The organism is Flavobacterium algoriphilum, assembly GCF_048158655.1.
Taxonomy (GTDB): Bacteria; Bacteroidota; Bacteroidia; order Flavobacteriales; family Flavobacteriaceae; genus Flavobacterium; species Flavobacterium algoriphilum.
In genome coordinates this window covers 362,075-384,327 of the sequence record NZ_JBLNKY010000002.1, presented here as the reverse complement: position 1 = coordinate 384,327, position 22,253 = coordinate 362,075, and the positions used below count along the sequence as shown (strand labels likewise).

General features: G+C 32.4%; 23 protein-coding genes and 1 tRNA gene. 12 read left to right on the top strand and 12 right to left on the bottom strand.

Going from position 1 to position 22,253, the window contains the following annotated elements:
- The first annotated feature begins 2 nt into the window (after window positions 1-2).
- Window positions 3-701: a hypothetical protein gene (locus ACM55G_RS06550; protein ID WP_416843092.1), complete on the top strand. Its 699-nt coding sequence runs from the start codon at window positions 3-5 to the stop codon at window positions 699-701.
- Window positions 702-704: 3 nt separating this feature from the next.
- Here the strand turns inward: ACM55G_RS06550 and ACM55G_RS06545 are convergent, their stop codons facing one another.
- From ACM55G_RS06545 to ACM55G_RS06535, 3 genes are all read right to left on the bottom strand, one after another.
- Window positions 705-1,421: a hypothetical protein gene (locus tag ACM55G_RS06545; protein WP_416843091.1), complete on the bottom strand. Its 717-nt coding sequence runs from the start codon at window positions 1,419-1,421 to the stop codon at window positions 705-707.
- 124 nt (window positions 1,422-1,545) lie between these two features.
- Window positions 1,546-4,014 (bottom strand): TonB-dependent receptor plug domain-containing protein, encoded by a 2,469-nt coding sequence (locus ACM55G_RS06540; RefSeq protein ID WP_416843090.1) that lies wholly within the window; start codon window positions 4,012-4,014, stop codon window positions 1,546-1,548.
- Between the two features lie 12 nt (window positions 4,015-4,026).
- On the bottom strand, window positions 4,027-5,724 hold the full coding sequence (locus ACM55G_RS06535; protein WP_416843089.1) for a M23 family metallopeptidase: 1,698 nt from the start codon (window positions 5,722-5,724) through the stop codon (window positions 4,027-4,029).
- Between the two features lie 179 nt (window positions 5,725-5,903).
- Here ACM55G_RS06535 and ACM55G_RS06530 point away from each other — a divergent pair, with 179 nt between their 5' ends.
- From ACM55G_RS06530 to rny, 3 genes are all read left to right on the top strand, one after another.
- A complete protein-coding gene (locus tag ACM55G_RS06530) occupies window positions 5,904-6,194 on the top strand; it encodes a hypothetical protein (protein WP_416843088.1) in 291 nt (96 codons plus the stop codon).
- Between the two features lie 8 nt (window positions 6,195-6,202).
- Window positions 6,203-6,496, top strand: a complete 294-nt coding sequence (locus tag ACM55G_RS06525; protein WP_416843087.1) for a cell division protein ZapA — start codon at window positions 6,203-6,205, stop codon at window positions 6,494-6,496.
- 209 nt (window positions 6,497-6,705) lie between these two features.
- Entirely contained in the window at window positions 6,706-8,271 is a 1,566-nt protein-coding gene (rny, locus tag ACM55G_RS06520; RefSeq protein ID WP_416843086.1) for a ribonuclease Y, read from the top strand.
- 91 nt (window positions 8,272-8,362) lie between these two features.
- Here rny and xerD read toward each other — a convergent pair whose 3' ends face one another.
- Together xerD and ACM55G_RS06510 are read right to left on the bottom strand one after the other, a co-directional pair.
- The gene (gene xerD / locus ACM55G_RS06515; protein ID WP_416843085.1) at window positions 8,363-9,271 is read right to left on the bottom strand and encodes a site-specific tyrosine recombinase XerD; all 909 of its coding nucleotides are present in this window, start codon (window positions 9,269-9,271) and stop codon (window positions 8,363-8,365) included.
- 77 nt (window positions 9,272-9,348) lie between these two features.
- Window positions 9,349-9,942, bottom strand: coding sequence for a hypothetical protein (locus ACM55G_RS06510; protein ID WP_416843084.1), 594 nt, complete (start codon window positions 9,940-9,942; stop codon window positions 9,349-9,351).
- Between the two features lie 272 nt (window positions 9,943-10,214).
- Here ACM55G_RS06510 and ACM55G_RS06505 point away from each other — a divergent pair, with 272 nt between their 5' ends.
- A complete protein-coding gene (locus ACM55G_RS06505) occupies window positions 10,215-10,778 on the top strand; it encodes a porin family protein (RefSeq protein ID WP_416843083.1) in 564 nt (187 codons plus the stop codon).
- A gap of 75 nt (window positions 10,779-10,853) precedes the next feature.
- The gene (aroQ, locus tag ACM55G_RS06500; RefSeq protein ID WP_416843082.1) at window positions 10,854-11,267 is read left to right on the top strand and encodes a type II 3-dehydroquinate dehydratase; all 414 of its coding nucleotides are present in this window, start codon (window positions 10,854-10,856) and stop codon (window positions 11,265-11,267) included.
- Between the two features lie 68 nt (window positions 11,268-11,335).
- On the opposite strand, the gene ACM55G_RS06495 is transcribed toward aroQ, so the two are convergent.
- From ACM55G_RS06495 to ACM55G_RS06480, 4 genes are all read right to left on the bottom strand, one after another.
- On the bottom strand, window positions 11,336-12,220 hold the full coding sequence (locus ACM55G_RS06495; RefSeq protein WP_416843081.1) for a cation diffusion facilitator family transporter: 885 nt from the start codon (window positions 12,218-12,220) through the stop codon (window positions 11,336-11,338).
- Window positions 12,221-12,335: 115 nt separating this feature from the next.
- Complete coding sequence (gene murA / locus ACM55G_RS06490; protein ID WP_416843080.1) at window positions 12,336-13,646, bottom strand: UDP-N-acetylglucosamine 1-carboxyvinyltransferase; 1,311 nt, start codon at window positions 13,644-13,646, stop codon at window positions 12,336-12,338.
- A gap of 102 nt (window positions 13,647-13,748) precedes the next feature.
- Window positions 13,749-14,468: a DUF4290 domain-containing protein gene (locus tag ACM55G_RS06485; RefSeq protein ID WP_416843079.1), complete on the bottom strand. Its 720-nt coding sequence runs from the start codon at window positions 14,466-14,468 to the stop codon at window positions 13,749-13,751.
- Window positions 14,469-14,547: 79 nt separating this feature from the next.
- Window positions 14,548-14,844 (bottom strand): DUF493 family protein, encoded by a 297-nt coding sequence (locus ACM55G_RS06480; RefSeq protein WP_416843078.1) that lies wholly within the window; start codon window positions 14,842-14,844, stop codon window positions 14,548-14,550.
- Between the two features lie 149 nt (window positions 14,845-14,993).
- Between ACM55G_RS06480 and ACM55G_RS06475 the strand changes: the two genes are divergently transcribed.
- The 5 genes from ACM55G_RS06475 to ACM55G_RS06455 all read left to right on the top strand — a co-directional run bounded on the left by ACM55G_RS06475 (window position 14,994) and on the right by ACM55G_RS06455 (window position 19,590).
- A complete protein-coding gene (locus ACM55G_RS06475; protein WP_416843077.1) occupies window positions 14,994-15,533 on the top strand; it encodes an AAA family ATPase in 540 nt (179 codons plus the stop codon).
- Window positions 15,534-15,616: 83 nt separating this feature from the next.
- A complete protein-coding gene (locus ACM55G_RS06470; RefSeq protein ID WP_416843076.1) occupies window positions 15,617-17,512 on the top strand; it encodes a RecQ family ATP-dependent DNA helicase in 1,896 nt (631 codons plus the stop codon).
- Window positions 17,512-18,459 carry a methionyl-tRNA formyltransferase gene (gene fmt, locus ACM55G_RS06465; protein ID WP_416843075.1) on the top strand — a complete coding sequence of 316 codons (948 nt, stop codon included), beginning with the start codon at window positions 17,512-17,514 and terminating at the stop codon, window positions 18,457-18,459. Before ACM55G_RS06470 ends, fmt begins: the two co-directional genes overlap by 1 nt.
- A gap of 180 nt (window positions 18,460-18,639) precedes the next feature.
- Window positions 18,640-18,912, top strand: a complete 273-nt coding sequence (locus ACM55G_RS06460) for an HU family DNA-binding protein (RefSeq protein WP_035667751.1) — start codon at window positions 18,640-18,642, stop codon at window positions 18,910-18,912.
- Between the two features lie 117 nt (window positions 18,913-19,029).
- Complete coding sequence (locus tag ACM55G_RS06455; RefSeq protein ID WP_416843074.1) at window positions 19,030-19,590, top strand: YqgE/AlgH family protein; 561 nt, start codon at window positions 19,030-19,032, stop codon at window positions 19,588-19,590.
- On the opposite strand, the gene ACM55G_RS06450 is transcribed toward ACM55G_RS06455, so the two are convergent.
- Together ACM55G_RS06450 and ACM55G_RS06445 are read right to left on the bottom strand one after the other, a co-directional pair.
- Complete coding sequence (locus tag ACM55G_RS06450) at window positions 19,587-20,426, bottom strand: aminotransferase class IV (protein ID WP_416843073.1); 840 nt, start codon at window positions 20,424-20,426, stop codon at window positions 19,587-19,589. The two genes, ACM55G_RS06455 and ACM55G_RS06450, sit on opposite strands and share 4 nt — an antisense overlap.
- Before the next feature lie 54 nt (window positions 20,427-20,480).
- Complete coding sequence (locus ACM55G_RS06445; protein ID WP_416843072.1) at window positions 20,481-20,873, bottom strand: START-like domain-containing protein; 393 nt, start codon at window positions 20,871-20,873, stop codon at window positions 20,481-20,483.
- Between the two features lie 155 nt (window positions 20,874-21,028).
- Between ACM55G_RS06445 and ACM55G_RS06440 the strand changes: the two genes are divergently transcribed.
- A tRNA-Met gene (locus tag ACM55G_RS06440) sits at window positions 21,029-21,105 on the top strand.
- A 431-nt stretch (window positions 21,106-21,536) separates the two neighbouring features.
- Here ACM55G_RS06440 and ACM55G_RS06435 read toward each other — a convergent pair.
- Window positions 21,537-22,211, bottom strand: a complete 675-nt coding sequence (locus ACM55G_RS06435) for a TonB-dependent receptor plug domain-containing protein (protein WP_416843071.1) — start codon at window positions 22,209-22,211, stop codon at window positions 21,537-21,539.
- Between the last annotated feature and the right edge of the window lie 42 nt (window positions 22,212-22,253).

Sequence of the window (22,253 nt, the reverse complement as noted above, 5' to 3'; positions counted from 1 at the left end):
AAATGTACCTAAACAATCCCAACTTAAAACTTCCTGAAGATTCCACCATTGTTTGGAAATACCTTGATTTATCAAAGTTTCTCGACTTACTGATGTCGCAAAAACTATTTATGTCTCGATCTGATAAATTTGAAGATCAATATGAAGGTACTTTTAGCGAACCCACATTTGAAGAAATAAAAAAACTATCGATTAACAATCCTGAATTTCTCAATTTTTATAAAACACGTCGGGAAAAAGTAACGATTAGCAGTTGGCATATAAATGAATACGAATCCTTTGCGATGTGGCAAATTTTCACACAAAACAGCGAAGGATTGGCTATTCAATCCACAATTGGCAGATTACAAAAAGCGCTTCACCCTGAGGCAAATTTGAATCAATACATTGGTGAAGTAAACTACATAGATTACAAAAAAGAGTACATTCCGTTTGATGATATGTTTTTTCCTTTTTTATTCAAAAGAAAAAGTTTTCAATACGAACGTGAAGTACGAATCATATCAGATGTTGCAGACGATACCATCAAAATCAATGACGGTCTTAAAATCAATGTTGACATCAATGAATTAATCGAAAAAATATACATTCATCCAAAATCTGAAAACTGGTATAAAAACCTCGTTATTCAATTAGTAAAACAATTGGGATTTGATTTTACGATTGAAAAATCTGATTTGGAAAGTGATATCTTAATTTAAGTTTTAAACTGGTTTGTAACTTATAATTTTCCATTCTTTGTTTGATAGATCAACGTAGTTATAATGCACCACATCCATTTTATCAAATTGTCCATTTTTGTTAGTATCCTCAACCGTTCTAAAATACAAACGGTTATTTGATTCAATCAAATTCCAATCAATTAATTCCTGATAACTATCTGATAATTTAGTCAATTTATCCCCACTTATTTCACTTAGATACAACGCCTTAATATCACTTGTATCAAGTTTACCGTCTTTATTGGTATCCATATCAACCATCGTGTAGACCATGATTTGGTTTTTGGTTTTATCGGAAACTGATTTTAAATAAGTCGCCGTTTGAATCAAAACAGGTTTATCTGTCAATGCTTTTATAGAATCTGAACCAATTTTTTGAAATTTTATGTTTTGTAAAAAACCCGTGATTTCATTTTCTCCGTAATTAGAGATAGTAAAACGCAAATCATTCACACTGGAAGATCCATATCTTGTTTTAATCCCTTTTTCTCGAATGCTTAAATCTCCCACAGGATGAATCAGATAGTTAGTTCCATCTATGTGAATAGGCAAATCGGCGATTTCAATTTCTGTCGAATCCGATTTAATAGCTCTTCCTTTTGAAGCATCGTAAGTTACTTTTGGTTTTTCTGAATCTTCTTTGCAGCTCGTTAAAAGCAGAATTGAAAGGCCTAATAACGCGGTATGTAATTTTCTCATGATGTCTTATTAAAAAATAAATTCAAATGTAATCATTTTTAAAAATGCTTATATCATTCTGTAACTGTTTTATGATCTTGAAAGTGTTTAAAACTGCAATAAAAAAGCTCTTATTTCTTTTCTTTTATAACTTCGCACTCAATTTCACATTAAAAACCCTGGTGGTCATATAATTAGGAATTGCATATTGATTTTTTGAATATACGTCCCTAACCCAAGTATTCGTAATTGCATTATGATTATCAAAGAGATTAAAAATTTCTAAACCGATAGCTAACTCCTTAAAGCTTTTAAGCCAACCTTTAGTAGCGCTAGCCGAACTATTATCTAAAAACACTTTAGAAAAACCAACATCCGCTCTGCGATAATCCCTTAATCTGTTTTGGTACAAATAAGGATCGGCATACGAAGGTGAACCTCCCGGCAAACCAGTATTGTACACTAAATTTAGGTATATTTTTACACTCGGAATATTCGGCATAAAATCTTGGAATAAAATCCCAAATTTCAATCTTTGATCCGTTGGTCTTGCTATATATCCTTTGTTACTGCTATTTTCTTCCGTCTTCAGATATCCAAAACTAAACCAAGATTCCGACCCCGGAACAAATTCACCATTCAAACGAACATCTAACCCTTGCGCATATCCTTTCGCATTGTTATTAGCCGCATACCGTATGCGAACATTATCAATAGTATAAGTGTTTACATCGGTCAACAATTTGTAATATAATTCTGAAACCAGTTTAAAAGGACGATTCCACATCTTAAAACTATAATCAGTGCTCAAAACCAAATGAATGGATTGTTGTGCCTTAACATTTGGTTGCACAACTCCATTAGCATCCCTAAGTTCCCTATAAAAGGGCGGTTGGTGGTACATACCTCCCGAAATCCTGAAAACCATATCCTTTTCCCAATCTGGTTTTATAGCAAAGTGCGCTCTTGGACTAAAAGTAATTTGTGATTTACTCCTTGCATTATCTCCAGAAACTTCCCAGTTATGCAGTCGTGCTCCGGCATTGTACCAAACTTCATTCGAACCTAACTTTCTTTTTCTACTCCATTGTGCGTAACCTGAAAATCTATTAATTGTATTGAAATTAGTTGCTCTCACATTTTGATAAGGCACTAAAGGGCCTGAATAAGCTGCATACGGTTGATCATTTTTAGGCAAAATAACAATTGGCGGATTTATAGAAAACCCTATCGAATCAATTACCTCCCACTCCACTACTCTGTCTCGAATGGATTCGCGTGTATATTTCACACCCCATTCGAATTGATTTTCTTTCCAATCGTGAAATCCTTTTACTTCGGTATTAACAATTAATGCATCTAAATCATTTCGTGCATGATTCAGCTGCGAGCCAATTCCTCGTGAAAAAGAAACATCGCCATACGTATCAGAACCGATTGTAGTATCTACTTCGCCCAGACGATATTGGGCAAAAATATCAAAATGCTCTTGTTCTAAAGTATGAAAAACGGATCCTATAAATTTCAATGTAAAATTATCCGAAGTTTTAAAGGTTGTTTTTACAGCTCCAAAATAGGTGTCATATTTATCTTTTTCCTGGCCTTCATAATAAATAGAAAGCGCCATAGGATTATCAATCGTTCCAAATTTAGTTTGACGCGTCAATGGGTGATACTGGTATTTGTTTTGAGAAATATTCCCTAGAAAACTCCATTGCCATTTAGCCGATGCCAGGTAATTTATATTCGTTTGAATATCGGCAAATGTTGGCGTGAAATTCGTTTGCGTTTCTTGGCTTTTCACCAAAAGACTATTGTTACGGTACCGAACTCCGGTAACTGCAGACCATTTTTTATTTTTGGAAACCGCATCGATAGAAAGGCTTCCGCCAAGAAAACTAGCTTCTAAATTGGCTCCAAATTTTACTGGTTTTCTATAGGTAATATCCAACACTGAGGATAGTTTATCTCCAAATTTTGCCTGAAAACCTCCGGCTGAAAAATCAATATTTTGCACCAAATCAGTATTGGTAAAACTCAATCCTTCTTGTTGACCGGAACGTATTAAAAAAGGACGGTATACTTCGATTTCGTTAACATAAACCAAATTCTCATCATAATTTCCACCCCGAACGGCGTATTGCGTACTCAACTCATTATTAGAATTTACTCCCGGTAAAGTCTTCAATATATTTTCGATACCAGCATTGGCTCCGGGAATTTTTCGGATAACTTCAGGTTCAATAGTGGTAATTCCCTGAACTCTTTTCCCATTTTTTGCAATAACAATAACCTCGCCCATTTGTTCTTGATAATCACTCATTACCAAATTAAACTCATAGTCTTCATTTGCTTTTAAAACAATTAAAACAGTTGCTTTTTTTAAAGAAATATGCGTAAAAACAACCACCAATTTTTGATTGGCAGGAACAGCCAAATCAAAAAACCCATTTATATTAGATTGCGTTGTTTTGCCAAAACACAAAACATTTACATTCTCTACTGGTTGGTTCTTTTTATCGAGAATAATTCCTTTAATCCTAGCCGATTGGGCTGATACTGCAAGTCCAATACAGAAAAAAAAGAAAACAAGTATTAATTTATTAGGAATCAAATGGTTTGGTTTTTACTTTTTTTGGCTTCGAAAAAAATGAATTTCAAAGATAGTTGAATTTCCTACATTATCAATTACATCCACTTTTAAATGATTGTCACCTTCACCAACAATCCCATCACTGAAATTGTGAATTAGTTTTTTAGTTTTATTGTCGTATTCGAATAATATCCAGTTTCCATTCAAATAGCCATTGTACGATTTTATACCCGATAAGCTATCGTTTATAGTGAGTTGAATCGTCTTTTGACCGCTCAACCATTTCCCTTCAATTGGTTTCGCAATAGTGATTGTTGGCGCTATCGTATCTAAAACCAAAGAATACTTTCCTAACGTTTTCACTTTTATATTAAAAACATTCTCTTTTCTATACGTAGAATTATAAGTCACTTTCTTACCATCAATTAAACCTATAAATATTTTTTCTCTTTGGGCTTCGTTGTATTTATTGTCTTCTATAGAAATTGTAAAAGTAGAATGCGCCGGAACAGTATCATCATGAAGATATAAAATATCATTTTTGACATCAAAATTCATATCAAAATCCTCATAAAATGTTCCTGCAGGAAAGAAAACCGACATGTTATCTTTAGCAAAATTACTGTCTTTGTTCGCTTTTACAAAATAGTTAGACACCACGGGCTCTTGCTCAATAATAGTGGACAACAAATCATATTGAATAGGAATGGAAACCGTGCTTTTATTTCCAAAAAAATCCGAAACTTCAACTCGATAAATCGAAGTCAAGTTAGGAACTACTGAAATAATTCCGTTGTTTTCATCAGCCTGAATAATGCTTAATCCAAATTTATTTTTCATGAATAATTTCTGGACTCTTTGCTGTGTTTTCTTATATCTCGAATAATCGATTAGCGCATTTACATAACGCATATCGTCGAAAGAATAGGTGTCGAATTGATACCCAAAATTTGGTTTTCCATTGTAAAAAGACTGGACTTTAAAAAGGCCATTTTTATTAAAAGAAACATCATCATAATCAACAGCAGTTATTCCAAAACCTATCTTCCCGTTGGCAACCACTTTTTCAGACAGATAGGTTCCATTTTTTTGTAATGACAAATTAAGTAACAAGGGGCGTTTCGAATGATTTACCGAAGTTTTTGTATCCAAAGGATAGACATAAACAGACGAAATAAGTGGCTTTTTTGTATCCTTAATATTTTTATCAAATCCGAAAAACATAGGATTAATAATTTTTTCTGTTTTGCTGTCGCGAATTTCAAAATGCAAATGTGGTCCCTCAGAACCGCCCGTATTTCCAGAAAAAGCAATTATTTGTCCTTTTTTAATAATCAATTCCTCTGGTCTAGGAAACAATTCGATTTCAAACGATTTCAACGCATAATGGGATTTCTTGATATAATCTTCAATACCGTCATTAGCTTTTTGCAAGTGACCGTAAACCGATGTATACCCATTAGGATGAGTGATATAAATGCATTTTCCATTTCCAAAAGTAGAAATTTTTATTCTTGATATATACCCATCGGCAACAGCGTAAACCTTTAATCCTTCTTTCTGTAGTGTTTTTAAATCAAAGCCTGCATGAAAATGATTGGGTCTCAATTCGCCAAAATTCCCTGAAAGTTGCATTGGAACATCAAGTGGGGCACTAAAATAATCTTTGGGATAGTCCCCTTGAGCAAAAAGGGGAGTGCAAAAAAATATAAGAAATATAAAAATTTTCATGGGGTTCATTTTTGCTAAGATAAAAAAAAGACGGTAATAAAAAATTATAAACGAAATCAAATCACAACATATTGAATTACAAATAATTGATTTATTTAACGTAAAAAAATCAATAAAATATTGCAATAATAAAAAGGAATACTAACTTTGTAAGATTAAGTAATGAATTAGAATTAATAATGAGTGTAATTGCAGAAATAATTGATACTCTTGAAAATAAAGTTGAAAAACTTTTCATTAAACTGAAAGGTTTGGAGAAAATCAATCAAGATTTAAAAATTGAATTAACGAAATCTGCAAAAACCATACAAACTCAACATCAAGAGATTGAAGCGCTAAAAACGCAATGTGAAACACTCAAAATTACTAATACATTATTAGGCAGTGACGATAATAAAAGAGATACGAAGCTTAAAATAAATTCATTAATTCGCGAAATTGATTACTGTATAGCACAACTATCAGATTAATAATAAATATGGACGATAAGCTTAAAATTAAAATATCAATCGCAGACAGAGTTTACCCGTTAACGGTAGAATTGTCTCAAGAAGAAGGCCTTAGAAGCGCCTCAAAGAAAATTGATGTGATGATAAAGCAATTTGAAGAAAATTATGCTGTTCGTGACAAGCAAGATGTATTAGCCATGTGTGCTTTACAATTTGCCTCACAAGTAGAACAAAAACAAATTGATAATTCAATTGATGGCGAAGCAACCATTGAAAGATTAAAAAAAATCAATGCGGTTTTAGATCAATATCTCGACAATTAAACGTTCTTTACAAAGACTAAGATACTGCCTACATTAGTTCATATTTGGTAAACTCAACACTAACAATTTAGAATGAGCAAATCATCACTACTAAAGCATGCCACGCTTCGGCGAGGAAACTTGAACAGTGAGTTAGCTCAAAACTTGTCTTTCCGAGTTTATTCAATTACCCTAATGTAGGCTTTTTTTATATATAAATTTTAACAAACATGGACAACATATTAACGATCATTATTACCGGTTTTATAGGTATTGCAGGAGGTTTTGGAATAGCCAAACTTATAGAAAAAAGCAACATTTCTAACTTAATTAAAAATGCAAAAAAGGAAGCGTCATCAATTTTAAAAGATGCCAACCTTGAAGCCGAAAACATAAAAAAAGACAAAATTCTTCAAGCAAAAGAGAAATTTATCGAATTAAAATCAGAACATGAGCAAGTAATCCTTACTCGTGACAAAAAAGTAGCAGAAATAGAAAAAAGAGTTCGTGACAAAGAATCTCAAATTTCTAATGAATTGTCTAAAGCAAAAAAAGTCAATGATGATTTTGAATCAAAAACTGTAGAATACAACACTAAAATAGAAGTTTTAGATAAAAGACAGTCTGAAGTTGACAAATTACATAAAAGCCAATTGCAACAACTGGAAGTGATATCTGGTTTGTCTGCAGAGGAAGCTAAAAATCAACTTGTAGAAGGATTAAAAGCCGAAGCTAAAAGTAAAGCGATGTCTCATATTCAAGACACCATTGAAGAGGCTAAATTGACCGCACAACAAGAAGCCAAGAAAATTATAATCAACACGATTCAAAGAGTTGGAACAGAGGAAGCAGTAGAAAACTGTGTATCTGTTTTTAATATTGAATCCGATGACGTAAAAGGTAGAATTATTGGTCGAGAAGGTAGAAATATCCGTGCCCTTGAAGCTGCTACTGGAGTTGAAATCATTGTCGACGATACACCAGAGGCTATTATTCTTTCTTGTTTTGATCCTGTACGTAGAGAAATCGCACGTTTGGCATTACATAAACTGGTAACTGACGGAAGAATTCACCCAGCACGTATTGAAGAAGTTGTTGCTAAAACAGCAAAACAAATTGATGATGAAATCATAGAAGTAGGTAAGCGTACCGTTATTGATTTAGGAATTCATGGTTTACATCCTGAATTAATTAAAGTTGTGGGACGTATGAAATACCGTTCTTCTTATGGACAAAATTTACTGCAACACTCTCGTGAAGTTTCTAAACTTTGTGGAATCATGGCAGCTGAACTTGGCTTAAACGTAAAACTGGCTAAAAGAGCAGGTTTATTACACGATATTGGTAAAGTTCCAGATGCAGAAAGTGATTTACCTCACGCGCTTTTAGGAATGCAATGGGCTGAAAAATACGGTGAAAAAGAAGAGGTTTGTAATGCGATTGGTGCGCATCACGATGAGATTGAAATGAAATCATTATTATCTCCTATTATTCAAGTATGTGATGCTATTTCAGGTGCAAGACCGGGTGCAAGAAGACAAGTATTAGATTCTTATATCCAACGTTTAAAAGACTTAGAAGAAGTTGCCTACGGTTTCAGCGGTGTAAAAAACGCTTATGCTATCCAAGCTGGTAGAGAACTTCGTGTTATTGTAGAAAGTGAAAAAGTTTCTGATGAAAATGCAGCTAATTTATCTTTTGAAATATCACAAAAAATTCAAACAGAAATGACTTATCCTGGTCAAGTTAAAGTAACTGTAATCAGAGAGACAAGAGCAGTTAATATTGCGAAATAACACTACTCTGATTTCTTCATAAATAGAAAAAGGCTTATTGATTTAAAATCGATAAGTCTTTTTTTTATTTTCCTCTTCTACAATTCTGCTATTAGAAATCTGATTTTTTTCTAGGATGAAAAGTATTAATTACCTGTGTTAAAAATTTTCGATCAAGATGAACATAAATCTCTGTTGTGGTTATCGATTCATGGCCCAGCATTAATTGAATCGATCGTAAATCGGCTCCATTTTCAAGAAGATGTGTGGCAAAAGAATGTCGCAAGGTATGCGGACTGATGTTTTTGTTTAAATTTATTTTGACAGCCAAATCTTTAATAATAGTAAAAATCATAGCTCGTGTCAATTGATTTCCTCTTCGATTTAAGAACAACGTATCTTCAAATCCCTTTTTAATTTTCAAATGGATTCGCATCGTATCTTTATAAATCTGAATGTATTTTTGAGTCAAATTTCCGACTGGCACAAAACGTTGTTTATTCCCTTTACCCGTGATTTTGATAAAACCTTCCTCAAAAAACAAATCAGAAATTTTCAAAGCTGTCAATTCAGAAACCCGTAATCCACAACCATAAAGTGTTTCCAGCATGGCACGATTGCGTTCCCCTTCATTAGTAGTTAAATCAATGGCCGAAATAAGAGCATCAATCTCATCAACTGATAAAGTATCGGGAAGCTTTCTACCTGTTTTAGGGGTTTCAATCAACTCCAAAGGATTATTTTCTCGAAAGTCTTCAAATATTAAATAACTGAAAAAACTTTTAAGCCCCGAAATAATTCTGGATTGTGAACGCGGATTGACTTGTTTTGAAACATCATAAATAAACTGCTGAATTGTTTCGTCATCAATATTTATTGGAGAAATGACTATTCCATTATTTTCAAGAAAAAGGCACAAACGTTCAATGTCGAAAGTATAATTTTCAATAGTGTTCTTTGACAAGCCACGTTCAATTTTTAAATAAGATTGATAACTTTTTATATAGGTATTCCAATTCATATCCCAAAGTAAAGCATTTTTTAGACATAAAAAAACCACGCTTTTAAACGTAGCTTACTTTACTATTAAATCAAAAATTATTTTCTCCATTTACCACCGCCAACATAAAATCCTAAATGAATTCCTAAATAAGTATTAGAAACAATTCCTACTTTATCTCCATATATATTGTATAAATCAGATTTTGGCACCAAATTATATTCCATACCCATCCTGAATTTACCCCATTCAAACCCCCCTCGCAATAAGGCCCCCATTTTACCAGTTCCACTTACAGAAATCTGATCTGAAGTATTTACGTCTTCGTATGCAACATTTGCAATTGAATAAAGTCCTGCTCCACCACCAACAAAAGGAACAAAAGATTTTCCAGCCTTATTAAAATAATAATCATATGTTCCTACATAAGAGACATTAGCTGAAACATTTGCGCTAGTGGTAGTGCCGTTATTTTGAAAATCACGTACCATTCCAGCAGCACCAATTCGCAATCCAATATTCATGTTTTCTTGTATATTATATTTAGGTTCAATAGAAAACAACAGACCTCCCCCACCATTTGCAGGCACTGTATATCCTAGATCCAATCCAACTCTAAACCCACCTTTTTTTTGTGAATAAACATTGGTAAAAGCCACTGCTATAATTGCTGCTAAAATTACTTTTTTCATATTTTATTTTAAATGTTAATTGAAATAAAAATACGAATAAATAATCGTTTAAAATTCTTACTTATTAAAAATTAGAAACCGATTTATCAACAGTAAAATTCAAGTAGCCTTTTTTATAAAAACCTCCCGAATTGGAAGGCAAGAAATATTTAATTTTTAAATAAAATTTAAGTGAATGTTATAAGTAAAAAACATAAAATTATAATATTTCTTTAGATAAAGAGTTTTATCTTGTACATTAAAATTAAAAACAATTTTTAAAAAATAATATTATGAAAAAGACAATTTTAGTTGCCGTTTTACTGTTTGCAGTTTCAAGTACTATGCAAGCTCAATTGGTTAAGTTTGGAATAAAAGCAGGATTAAATTACGCGAATCAAACCGGTACTGATATTACAATAAATAGTGGTAATTATAATAAAGATGCAATTACCAGCTACCATGCAGGAATAGTCGCAGAAATCAAACTTATGGATAGCTTCTCTATACAACCCGAATTACTCTACTCTACTCAAGGTGCAACATACAAATATGCGGCTACAGAATTTAAAAATGAATTGGGTTATTTATCAATTCCTGTTTTAGCAAAAATTAATCTGAATAAAGTAATTAGTCTTGAACTAGGTCCTCAAGCTTCCTTTTTATTAAGCGAAAGAAACAATTTTGATATCAAAAATGCTAACACGTTCGATTTTGCAGTTGTTGGTGGTTTAGGCCTAAACCTTACAAACCATTTTTTCATACAAGCACGTTATGGTTTAGGATTAACAGATGCTTCACAGGAAGCACAAGTTAAAAACTCTGTTGTTCAACTTTCAGCAGGTTTTAAATTCTAATAAAATTAAAAAATAATTTATTAAAACCGTTCCATAAATTGGAACGGTTTTTTTATTTTTACCAAAATAACATTTATGAAAATAGGTATCATCAACGGACCAAATCTTAATCTTCTTGGGAAACGCGAACCAGAAGTCTACGGCAGCCAAACTTTCGAGGAGTATTTTACTACTTTACAAATAAAATTTCCGACAATAGAATTTACTTATTATCAAAGCAATGTTGAAGGAGAATTAATTAATACGATCCAAGAATTAGGTTTTTCTTATGATGGTATTATTTTAAATGCTGGTGCTTATACACATACTTCTATCGGTATAGCTGATGCTATAAAAGCCATTACGACACCCGTTGTTGAAGTACATATATCGAACACATTTTCTCGAGAAAGCTTCCGCCATCAATCCTATATTTCAGGGAATGCAAAAGGAGTTATACTAGGCTTTGGATTAAAAAGTTACGAATTAGCGATACAATCTTTTTTGTAGTTAAATAGATTTACAAGAAAATGAATAAATTAAAAGATAAAAGGCACAAAAAAACTTGTGCCTTTTGTTTATAAAATCTCTAACTCATTATTCGGCTCTACATGAATTAAAACATGCCCCAATTCGGGAATTTCTTGTCTTAAAGTGTCTTTCAGCTTATGGGCTAAATCATGTCCTTCTTTCACTGATATATTCGCATCAACTATAGCATGAAGATCTACATGATATTGCATTCCAGCTTTGCGAATAAAACATTTCTCTGTATCAATAATTCCCTCGACTTGAAAGGAAACCTTTCTAATTTCATCAATTAAATCATCGTTCAAATTTTCATCCATAATTTCTCCAAGAGCAGGTCTGAAAATAAGATAACTGTTATAAAGAATAAACCCAGATGCAAAAAGCGCCGCCCAATCATCAGCAGATTCGTATCCTTTTCCTAAAATTAAAGCAATTGAAATCCCTAAAAAAGCCGCAACTGAGGTGATTGCATCACTTCTATGATGCCAAGCATCTGCTCTTAATGAAGAGCTATTCGTTTCTTTACTGCGTCTCATAACCAACCGAAAAGAATATTCTTTCCAAATAATTATAGCCCCAAGGATAAAAAGCGTCCATGATTTTGGTAATTCATGAGGTGTATTAATATTATTAATACTTTCATAAGCTATGATTGTAGCCGAAGTAATTAAAAAACCAACAACCATAAAAGTGATTAAAGGTTCCGCCCGACCGTGGCCATAAGGATGATTGTCATCCGCAGGTTTATTAGAATACTTGATTCCGAACAATACTAAAAAAGAGGAAAAAATATCAGTAGTAGATTCAATCGCATCCGCTAATAAAGCATATGAATTTCCAAAAAAACCTGCTAACCCTTTTATAATCGCTAAACAGATGTTTCCAACTATGCTAAAATAAGTTGCTTTTATTGCAGTTTGTTCGTTTGACATTGTATTTTGTAATGATTTAATAAAATAAAAAATCGTTTAAATAATCCTTTAGAATTTTGAATTTATACATTCACTCAGGTAGGATTTTTTAAACGATTTTTTTATAAAATAGGTATTATGCTCGAATGATATTAGCACCAATCGCTCTTAATCGTTCGTCAATTCGCTCATAGCCTCTATCGATTTGTTCTATATTTTGAATAGTACTTGTCCCTTTTGCCGAAAGAGCTGCAATCAACAAGGAAATTCCTGCACGAATGTCAGGTGAAGACATGGTTGTTGCTTTCAATTGTGATTTGAAATCATGCCCCATAACTACCGCTCTATGCGGGTCACATAACATAATTTTCGCGCCCATATCAATTAACTTATCAACGAAAAACAATCGGCTTTCAAACATTTTTTGATGAATCAATATATCTCCTCTTGCTTGTGTGGCAACTACTAAAACAATACTTAGTAAATCAGGCGTAAATCCTGGCCAAGGTGCATCAGAAATAGTAAGAATAGAACCATCAATGTCCGTTTTCACTTCATATCCATCTTCGTGGGCAGGAATATAAATATCATCTCCTCTTCGTTCTAAAGTGATTCCCAATTTTCTAAAAGTATTTGGAATTAATCCTAGATTATCCCAACTAACATCTTTAATTGTAATTTCACTTCTGGTCATAGCAGCTAATCCAATCCACGAACCAATTTCAATCATGTCCGGAAGAATTCTATGCTCACAACCGCCTAGACTTTGGACTCCTTCGATAGTTAATAAATTAGATCCAACTCCCGTAATGTTTGCACCCATTGCATTCAACATTTTACAAAGCTGTTGCAAATAAGGCTCGCAGGCTGCGTTGTAAATTGTTGTTTTTCCTTTTGCCAAAACAGCAGCCATAACAATATTAGCAGTCCCAGTAACTGAAGCTTCATCAAGTAGCATATCAGTTCCAGTCAATCCTTTTGGAGCCTCTACACCATAAAAATGATCTTCTCTATTGTAACGGAATTTAGCACCCAGATTAATAAATCCTTCAAAATGCGTATCTAATCTTCTACGACCTATTTTATCTCCTCCGGGTTTTGGAATATATCCTCTGCCAAAACGAGCCAATAACGGTCCAACAATCATAATAGAACCACGAAGTGAGCCTCCTTCTTGTTTAAATGCTTCCGTTTCTAAATATAGTACATTAACATCATCCGCTTGAAAAGTATAAGAGTCAGATCCATTTTTTTGAATTTTAACGCCCAAGTTTCCTAAAAGGGTTATCAATTTATTGATGTCAATAATATCAGGAATATTATTAATTGTAACTTTTTCAGGAGTCAAAAGAACTGCACATAAAATTTGCAATGCTTCATTTTTAGCTCCCTGTGGCGTGATTTCTCCTTTTAGACGAATGCCACCTTCTATTTTGAAAATTCCCATATGCTGTTTTTAAGGTTCTGAGGTTTTAATTGCAAAGGTTATGAAGTTTTACCGATTTTTTAAAAAGCAGTAATTCAAAATCTTAACAACGTATTGCCTATTTTATTTTGGATTATTGTTTTTTACGAAAGGTTTTGGTTTGCCCGTTTTTAAATTCTTATTACTTAGAATTTTTGGTTGTCCAACAGGAGTGATTTTATTGGAAACTCGTTTATTAGTTCGCAATAAATCGGTCGTATTTAAAAGCTCTTCTGTACTTTGAATTAAATTTAGCTTACCGTCAGACAATTCATACAAGTGTTCGAAGATAACATCATCCTTTACGGTATCTTTATTCCAACTTAAATAGGATTTTTTCATATGATTGGCAATCACTTTTACCAATGCATTTTTCATTTCACCATCGTCCCATTTATTAGCGACATCAATCATATACTTTATGTTGTTGCCATAATACCTGTATTTCGGAAAATTTTGCGGGTATTTTAAAACATCCGGTTTTAGTTGTAATACTTCACGAGATGGAATTGGATATGGTGAATCAGCTACTAATTTAAAATCAGACATAATAAAAATCTGATCCCATAACTTATGTTGAAAATCAGGAACATCTCTTAAGTGAGGATTCAAACTTCCCATCACCTGAATAATATATTTTGCGGCTTTGTTGCGCTCCAAATCATCTTCAATATGAGTCGCCTGATCAATTAATTTTTGCAAATGACGACCGTATTCCGGAATAATCAAATGAGATCGCTCTGCGTTATATTCCAAATGATGGACAGTATCGTTCGCGTTTTCTTTTATATATTTTGAATTCATATTCGAATGTATCTTTTTTTGATCTTACATGCCACATTTCTAAAATTTTTAATCATTAGAAATGTATCAAAATTTTATATTATAGGGAAATAATACCTTTAATGGTAGAAACTTCTATGTATTTATCTACTATTTCTTGTGAATTTTTTACGGTAACATCAACAGATATACTTGTGAATTTACCCGTTTTGGATTTTGTCGTTTTTATAACCGCTCCCATACAGTCAAAAGCCAGTTCAACACGCTCTACATTATCATTTTCTGATGGCACAATAAACTTAAATAAATACTCTGCTGGCCATGTATTACTCATATCCAGCTCTACTTTTAATCTTTCGTAAAATTCTGCAGTCTCTTTTTCTTTATCGTTATCCATTTTCAATTTAAAAATAAAAGCAAATATACGGTTTCAAATGTAAATTTTGAATATTTGAAATATGATTTTTTGTCAAATTATATTTTTACGGCAATCATTTTTTCAAATTCCAATAAGTTTGAGTAATTTTGCGCCTTATTTGTAAAAAAGTGCAGAAAGAAATCATAGTTATCATTGGCGGCCCAGGAACTGGAAAAAGTACAATTATAGACCAATTGGTTGCTAATGGATATTGCTGTTACCCAGAAATTTCCAGACAAGTAACTTTAGAAGCTCAAAAACAAGGCATTGAACAATTGTTCCTAACAAACCCTTTGCTGTTTAGCGAATTACTTCTGGAAGGCAGAAAAAAGCAGTTTCAAAGCGCACTGGAAGAACCGCATGAAATTGTATTTATCGATCGTGGCATCCCAGATGTTTTAGCCTATATGCATTATATCGGGGACAGATATCCTACTTTTTTTGATTTGGCTTGCCAAGAATACAAATACACTAAAATTTTCATTCTTCCGCCTTGGGAGGAGATCTATACTAGTGATACTGAACGGTATGAAAACTTTGAACAAGCGAAAGACATCAATGGTCATCTTATTTCAACTTACAAAAAATATGGTTACGAACTTATAGAAGTACCTAAAGATAGTGTGGATAACAGAATTCTTTTTATCTTAGATAAAATTTCTAAATAATTTAAGGATTACAAATTGGGATTGACGATTTTTTCATCAGGTATAAATTAAAATCTAATCCCGAAGCTTTGGGAACCAAATCTATGCCAGAAGCACTACAGATTCTCCAAAAATATTGGAAGTATGGCAAATTTAGATCACTACAAAACGAAATTATAAATTCTGTTTTAAGTGGTGAAGATACTTTTGCGATAATGCCTACCGGTGGCGGAAAATCCATCTGTTTTCAAATTCCTGCAATGATGCAGGAAGGAATTTGTTTAGTAATTTCTCCATTAGTGGCATTGATGAAAGATCAAGTCGCTAATTTACAAAAACGAAATATTAAAGCGATTGCATTGACTGGTGGAATAAAATCGGATGAAATGATTGACCTTTTGGATAACTGCCAATTTGGAAATTACAAATTCCTGTACCTATCTCCGGAACGATTACAATCAGATTGGATTCTCGAAAGAATAAAAAACCTTCCCATAAATTTAATTACCATTGACGAAGCACATTGCGTTTCACAATGGGGGCACGATTTCAGGCCTGCTTATTTGAAGATTTCAGGATTAAAAAAGCATTTTCCAAAAATCCCTTTCTTGGCTTTGACTGCAAGCGCAACTCCAAAAGTTAAAGAAAGCATCATCACTGATTTAGGATTGCACGATCCCAAAATTTTCGAAAAGTCATTTGCCAGGGAAAACATAGCCTACATGGTTTTTGAAGTTGAAGACAAACTTTTTAGAATCGAACAAATTTTAAAGAAAAACCCGCAATCCTCTATAATATATGTGAGAAACAGGAAATCCTGTTTGGATATTTCGGCACAACTTCAGTCCTTAGGGTTCAAAGCAACGTATTATCACGGCGGGCTTGCGTCCAAAGAAAAAGATAAAAATATGCAGTCTTGGATGAATGAAGAAGTGCAGGTTATTGTTGCCACCAATGCGTTTGGAATGGGAATTGATAAAGCCAATGTAAAAACAGTCATCCATATTCAGCTTCCGGAAAATTTAGAAAATTATTATCAGGAAGCTGGAAGAGCCGGAAGAAATGGTGAGAAAGCCTATGCCGTATTATTAACAAGTCCATCGGATATTCTTCAAACCGAAAATCAGTTTATCAATATTCTTCCTGATAAAAAGTTTTTGAATCTAATGTATATCAAACTCTGTAATTATTTTCAGATTGCTTACGGAGAGGGAATCGACGAACAATTTACTTTCAATTTACATCATTTTTGCTTAAAGTATGAGTTCCCAACATTGAAAACCTACAATGCCATGCAGTTTTTGGACAGACAAGGTATCATTAATTTATCTCAAGAGTTTTCTGAAAAAATTACACTGCAATTTCTTATTCCTTCCAAAGAAGTGATTCGTTACACGAGTTTAAATCCTAATGACGAAGAAATCATCTTGGCAATATTGCGAACCTATCCTGGGATTTACGAGATTCAAACTGCTTTCAACTTAGAATTGATTGCCAAAAAATCACATCACGGCATAAATCAAATACAGGCAGTTCTACATAAATTAAAGGAAAAAGATATTATTGAGTATCATTCGAAAAATAATGATGCTACATTAATTTTTAATGAAATCCGCGAAGATGAAAGAACAATAAATAGAGTTGCTAAATATTTAGAAAATCAAAACCAGTTAAAAAAAGAACAACTCAAGTCTGTTATTTATTATACCAATGAGAAAAAAATTTGCAAAAGTAAATTGATTTTAGATTATTTTGGCGAAAAGACAACTGTTGATTGTGGTATTTGTTCCTATTGTATCACTAAAAGAAACAAGAAAAGGGATGTGACCTCGCTTTCAAAAGAAATTGTGGCTTTATTACAATCAGAAGATCTAAATTCTAGAGACATTCAAAACAACTCTAAAAATAGCCCAGACGACGTTATCTTTGTGCTACAACATTTATTAGAAAACAATATTATACTTGTAAAACCAAATAATAAATACACTTTAAAATCATAATGGAAAAATTACGAATTATTTTTATGGGAACTCCAGAATTTGCTGTTGGGATTTTGGACACTATAATCAAAAATAACTATGAGGTTGTTGGTGTTATTACAACAGCAGATAAACCTGCAGGTCGTGGACAAAAATTAAAATATTCAGCAGTAAAAGAATATGTGTTAGCCAATAATCTTACTTTATTACAACCTACAAATCTAAAAGACGAAACTTTTGTAACGGAATTAAAATCTTTGAATGCTAATTTACAAATTGTAGTTGCTTTCAGAATGTTACCAAAAGTAGTTTGGGACATGCCTTCGTTAGGGACCTTCAATCTTCATGCTTCGCTCCTACCCAATTATCGTGGAGCAGCACCAATAAATTGGGCTATTATAAATGGAGAAACAAAAACGGGTGTGACTACTTTCTTTATTGATGACAAGATTGATACCGGAGCCATGATTTTAAGTTCTGAAACACCAATCTCAGCAACTGAAAATGCAGGACAATTGCATGATCGATTAATGGATATAGGAAGTAAGACCGTTATTGAAACTTTGGAAATGATTGAAAAAGGAAATATGACAACCATTATTCAAAAAGATGACGCTAATATTAAGACTGCATACAAGCTAAATAAAGAGAATTGTAAAATAGATTGGACAAAATCAGCTTTAGAAATACATAATCTAATACGAGGTTTGAGTCCTTATCCAGCTGCTTGGTGTATCTTTGGGGACAAAAATGAAGAGTGGAATGTGAAAATATATGAAGCGAAAATTATTTTAGAAGATCACAATTATCTTAATGGTAGTTTGATTTGTAACAAGAAAGAGATGAAAATTCCTGTAAAAGATGGATTTATCCAAATACTTAGTTTACAGTTTCCAGGAAAAAAGAGGATAAACACTATAGAATTGTTAAATGGCATGTCTTTTTCTGAAAATGCGAAAGTCTATTAACATCAGTAAAAACAAGGGTTTTGATGATTTTAACAAGAAATAAGCTTTGTTTTATTAACAAATAAAATAAGTTATTAACAAAACAAACTAAAATAACACAAAACGCTTGCAAGGAACGGATTTCCTACTAAATTTGTGTATTAACATTTTTTTTTAACCAACAATTAACAACTATTTATTATGAACAAATCAGAATTAATCGATGCTATCGCTGCAGATGCAGGAATTACAAAAGCTGCAGCTAAGTTAGCTTTAGAGTCATTTTTAGGAAATGTAGGCGGTACTTTGAAAAAAGGAGGAAGAGTATCTTTAGTAGGTTTTGGATCTTGGTCAGTATCTGCTAGAGCAGCTAGAGACGGTAGAAATCCTCAAACAGGAAATACTATCCAAATCGCAGCTAAAAACGTTGTGAAATTTAAAGCTGGAGCAGAATTAGAAGGAGCGGTAAACTAATCATAAGTTTTCCATTATAATAAAACCTTCCACATGGAAGGTTTTTTTATGCATTTAAACGACTTTGTTTGGCATGATAGATAATTATTTCTTAATTTTAATAAAAAACTAGCCGTCATGATTTCAGAAAAATTAAAAAAAGGACACCTACTTATAGCAGAGCCTTCTATATTTGGAGATTTATCATTTAGCAGATCGGTAATATTATTAGCAGACCACAACAAGGAAGGTTCTGTCGGTTTTATTATAAATAAACCTTTGAAATATACCATCCACGACTTGATACCAGATATTGATGCACGATTCAAAATTTACAATGGTGGTCCTGTAGAACAAGATAATCTTTATTTTATCCATGACATCCCCGAGTTAATTCCTAATAGTGTAGAAATTTCAAATGGCATTTATTGGGGTGGCGATTTCGAATCTACAAAAGAACTTATCAATACCGGAAAAATAAGTAAAAAAAACATTCGCTTTTTCCTAGGATACACTGGGTGGGAAGAAGACCAACTGGAAACAGAAATGGAATGTAATTCGTGGATTATCGCTGAAAACAATTATGAAAATAAAATAATAGGAAAATCAGCAGCTCATTTCTGGAAAGAACAAATCATGGAACTAGGAGGAGAATACCTTATCTGGTCTAATGCTCCAGAAAATCCTTATTTAAATTAAATAACACCTACCGCTTCGTTCAATTTTTCGACTAATTCATTTGCCAATTTTGTTGCAAACCCCTTTTTACGATATTTTGTGACAGGCTGTATCCCTTTTATAACATTGGTAATAAACAATTCATCTGCTTTTTGAAGATCAAATGGAGAAACTACTTCTTCCACTACCTCTAAATTTGCCATTTTTTTTGCCAAACTTAAAATTTGTTTTCTCATAACACCATTTAAACATCCTTCGGAAACAGGCGGCGTAATGAGTTTATTACCCAATAGCATAAAAATGTTTCCTTGCAAAGCTTCAACAACATTCTTACTGTCATTCAACAAAATACAATTGTCTAATCCATTTTCATTTGCATATATACTACCTGTAATATTTATGATTTTATTCGTAGTTTTAATAGAAGACAACAATTGTTTAGTCACATAAAAGTCTTTATACAAATCAACTTCATATTCTTTTTTGTCAATTGAATAGAACTTCTCTTCAAGTGCTGTTACATGAATTAAAAAAGAAATTGTATTATTTTGTGGTAAATAATAACCCCCGTCATTTCTATAAATGGTAATTCTGGCTCGTGCTGAATCATCTAAAGAATTATTTTTCACGAGAGAAAGAATTTGTTCTTCAAAATATTCCATGGTAAAATTCATTGGAATTTCCATTCGAACCACTCGCATAGAAGACATTAATCTAAAATAATGATCTTCTAAAAAAAGAATTTTATTATTTAATATTTTAACCGTTTCGAAAACAGCATCTCCATATAAAAAAGCGCGGTTCTGTGTCAATATATTAGTGTCTTGGGACACTATTGTTCCATTAAAATTAATCATAAAAAAGCCCTAAATTTTGTTCAGGGCAAATATAAGTCATAAAATATAATTTTACTATACAGACCCTATGAGATGTTTCAAATCTGAAATTTGATTTTGCCATAACTGTGTTGCTTCATCCACTTCATTTTTATCGGCAAAATCGATAACCATTAAAGAAACATCCTTGGTAAGTTCATCAACTAAAATATGCAATTCAAAAAAGTACTCTGTGTCTTTACTGTTTTCATCAACCCATTTGAATTTGACTTTTTCACCCGACTTCTTAGAGGCAAGCCTCGCTTTTTCTTCGGAGTCATTCCAAATGAAAGTAAAGAATTCTCCACGAGAATTTACGTTATCGGCAAACCATTCTGACAGACCAGAAGGAGTTGATATATATTGATATAATAATTGAGGTGAAGAATTTATGGGAAACTCGATTTCGTAACGTACTTTTTGGTCCATGAGCTACATTTAATTTTTGTGTAATATATAGAATATAACTCCGAAAAAAAAGCATTTCTAAAAATATTTTTTTTTCTTCAAAATATACTTGCAAGCTGTAATATTATTTTTATATTTGCACCCGCATTCAGGGATGGTTTTCTACCCTCAATTATGGCGAGATAGCTCAGTCGGTTAGAGCGCAGGATTCATAACCCTGAGGTCCCGAGTTCAAATCTCGGTCTCGCTACCAAAGCAAAAACCCTAACATCAATATGTTAGGGTTTTTTTATATTTAAAATTTGATTTATTCTCCAAACCTCAACCCTAGAAGTGACGAAAAGGAGTAATGTTTTATGTTCCAAAAACAGAAATTTTCAACACCCCTTCTTCAATTATACTTAAAATAGTTGGGTCAATATTAATACCTTTCAAGTATCTCATCGGCTGAATTTGGTTAAAAACACTCAAGCCTTAGTTCACTACTGCATTAATCCATGATAAATAAGTCTTTCTTAAATTTTTAAAATTTATTTTTTTATCAATATTCACCATATTTTTATAATTGAATAAATCCTCTTGACAAGTCATTCATTATGGTTTTTGACAATATTTCTCTCTGTAAATAGTATAAAATCATTTGTTTATTTGCCATACCATTGTAGAATTCTATTATTCATTAAACTATTTAGTCTTTATGACAATAACCCCGGCTGAAGCCTGTGATCCATAAATAGATGCTTCTGCACCCTTTAACACGCTTATATTTTTCACATTATTGGGTGATATATAATCAATCCCCGATACAATCATTCCATCAACAACAAATAATGGTTCTACAATGTTACGAATAGAACTTACACCTCTAATAATTATCTTATTATCTCTTGAAACTGTAACACCTGATAAACGTCCTCTAATCATGTCGAATATTGTATTATAAATAACCGTATTTTTATCATTTAGGACACTTACACCCTCTGAATTATTAACCCTATACTTTTTATCTGCTTCAGAATATTCAATTTTAATCTTATCTCCTTTTTTTATTTTCCCTTTTGTAGGTTTATCCAAATCTAAAAACATAAAATTCATGACGTTTTCATTATTGAATTTAGAAGATAACAAACCGTATTCAAGAGAGTAAACATTTATCACAGTTACCTCTTCAGGAAGTAACACTTTAAAATCCCCATCTTTATTGGTTTCAACATTTGTATAAATAGAATCTAAATATATTTTAGCATTAGCAACTGGTTTATTCTTACTATTGGTAACCTTCCCTGTTAGCTTATTTTGTGCATAGCCAAGACTAACTAATAGTAAAAAAACAAACAGTAGTGTTTTTGAAATGTTCATGGTACAATAATTTATAAATTTTCATTAAATATATAAAAAAGT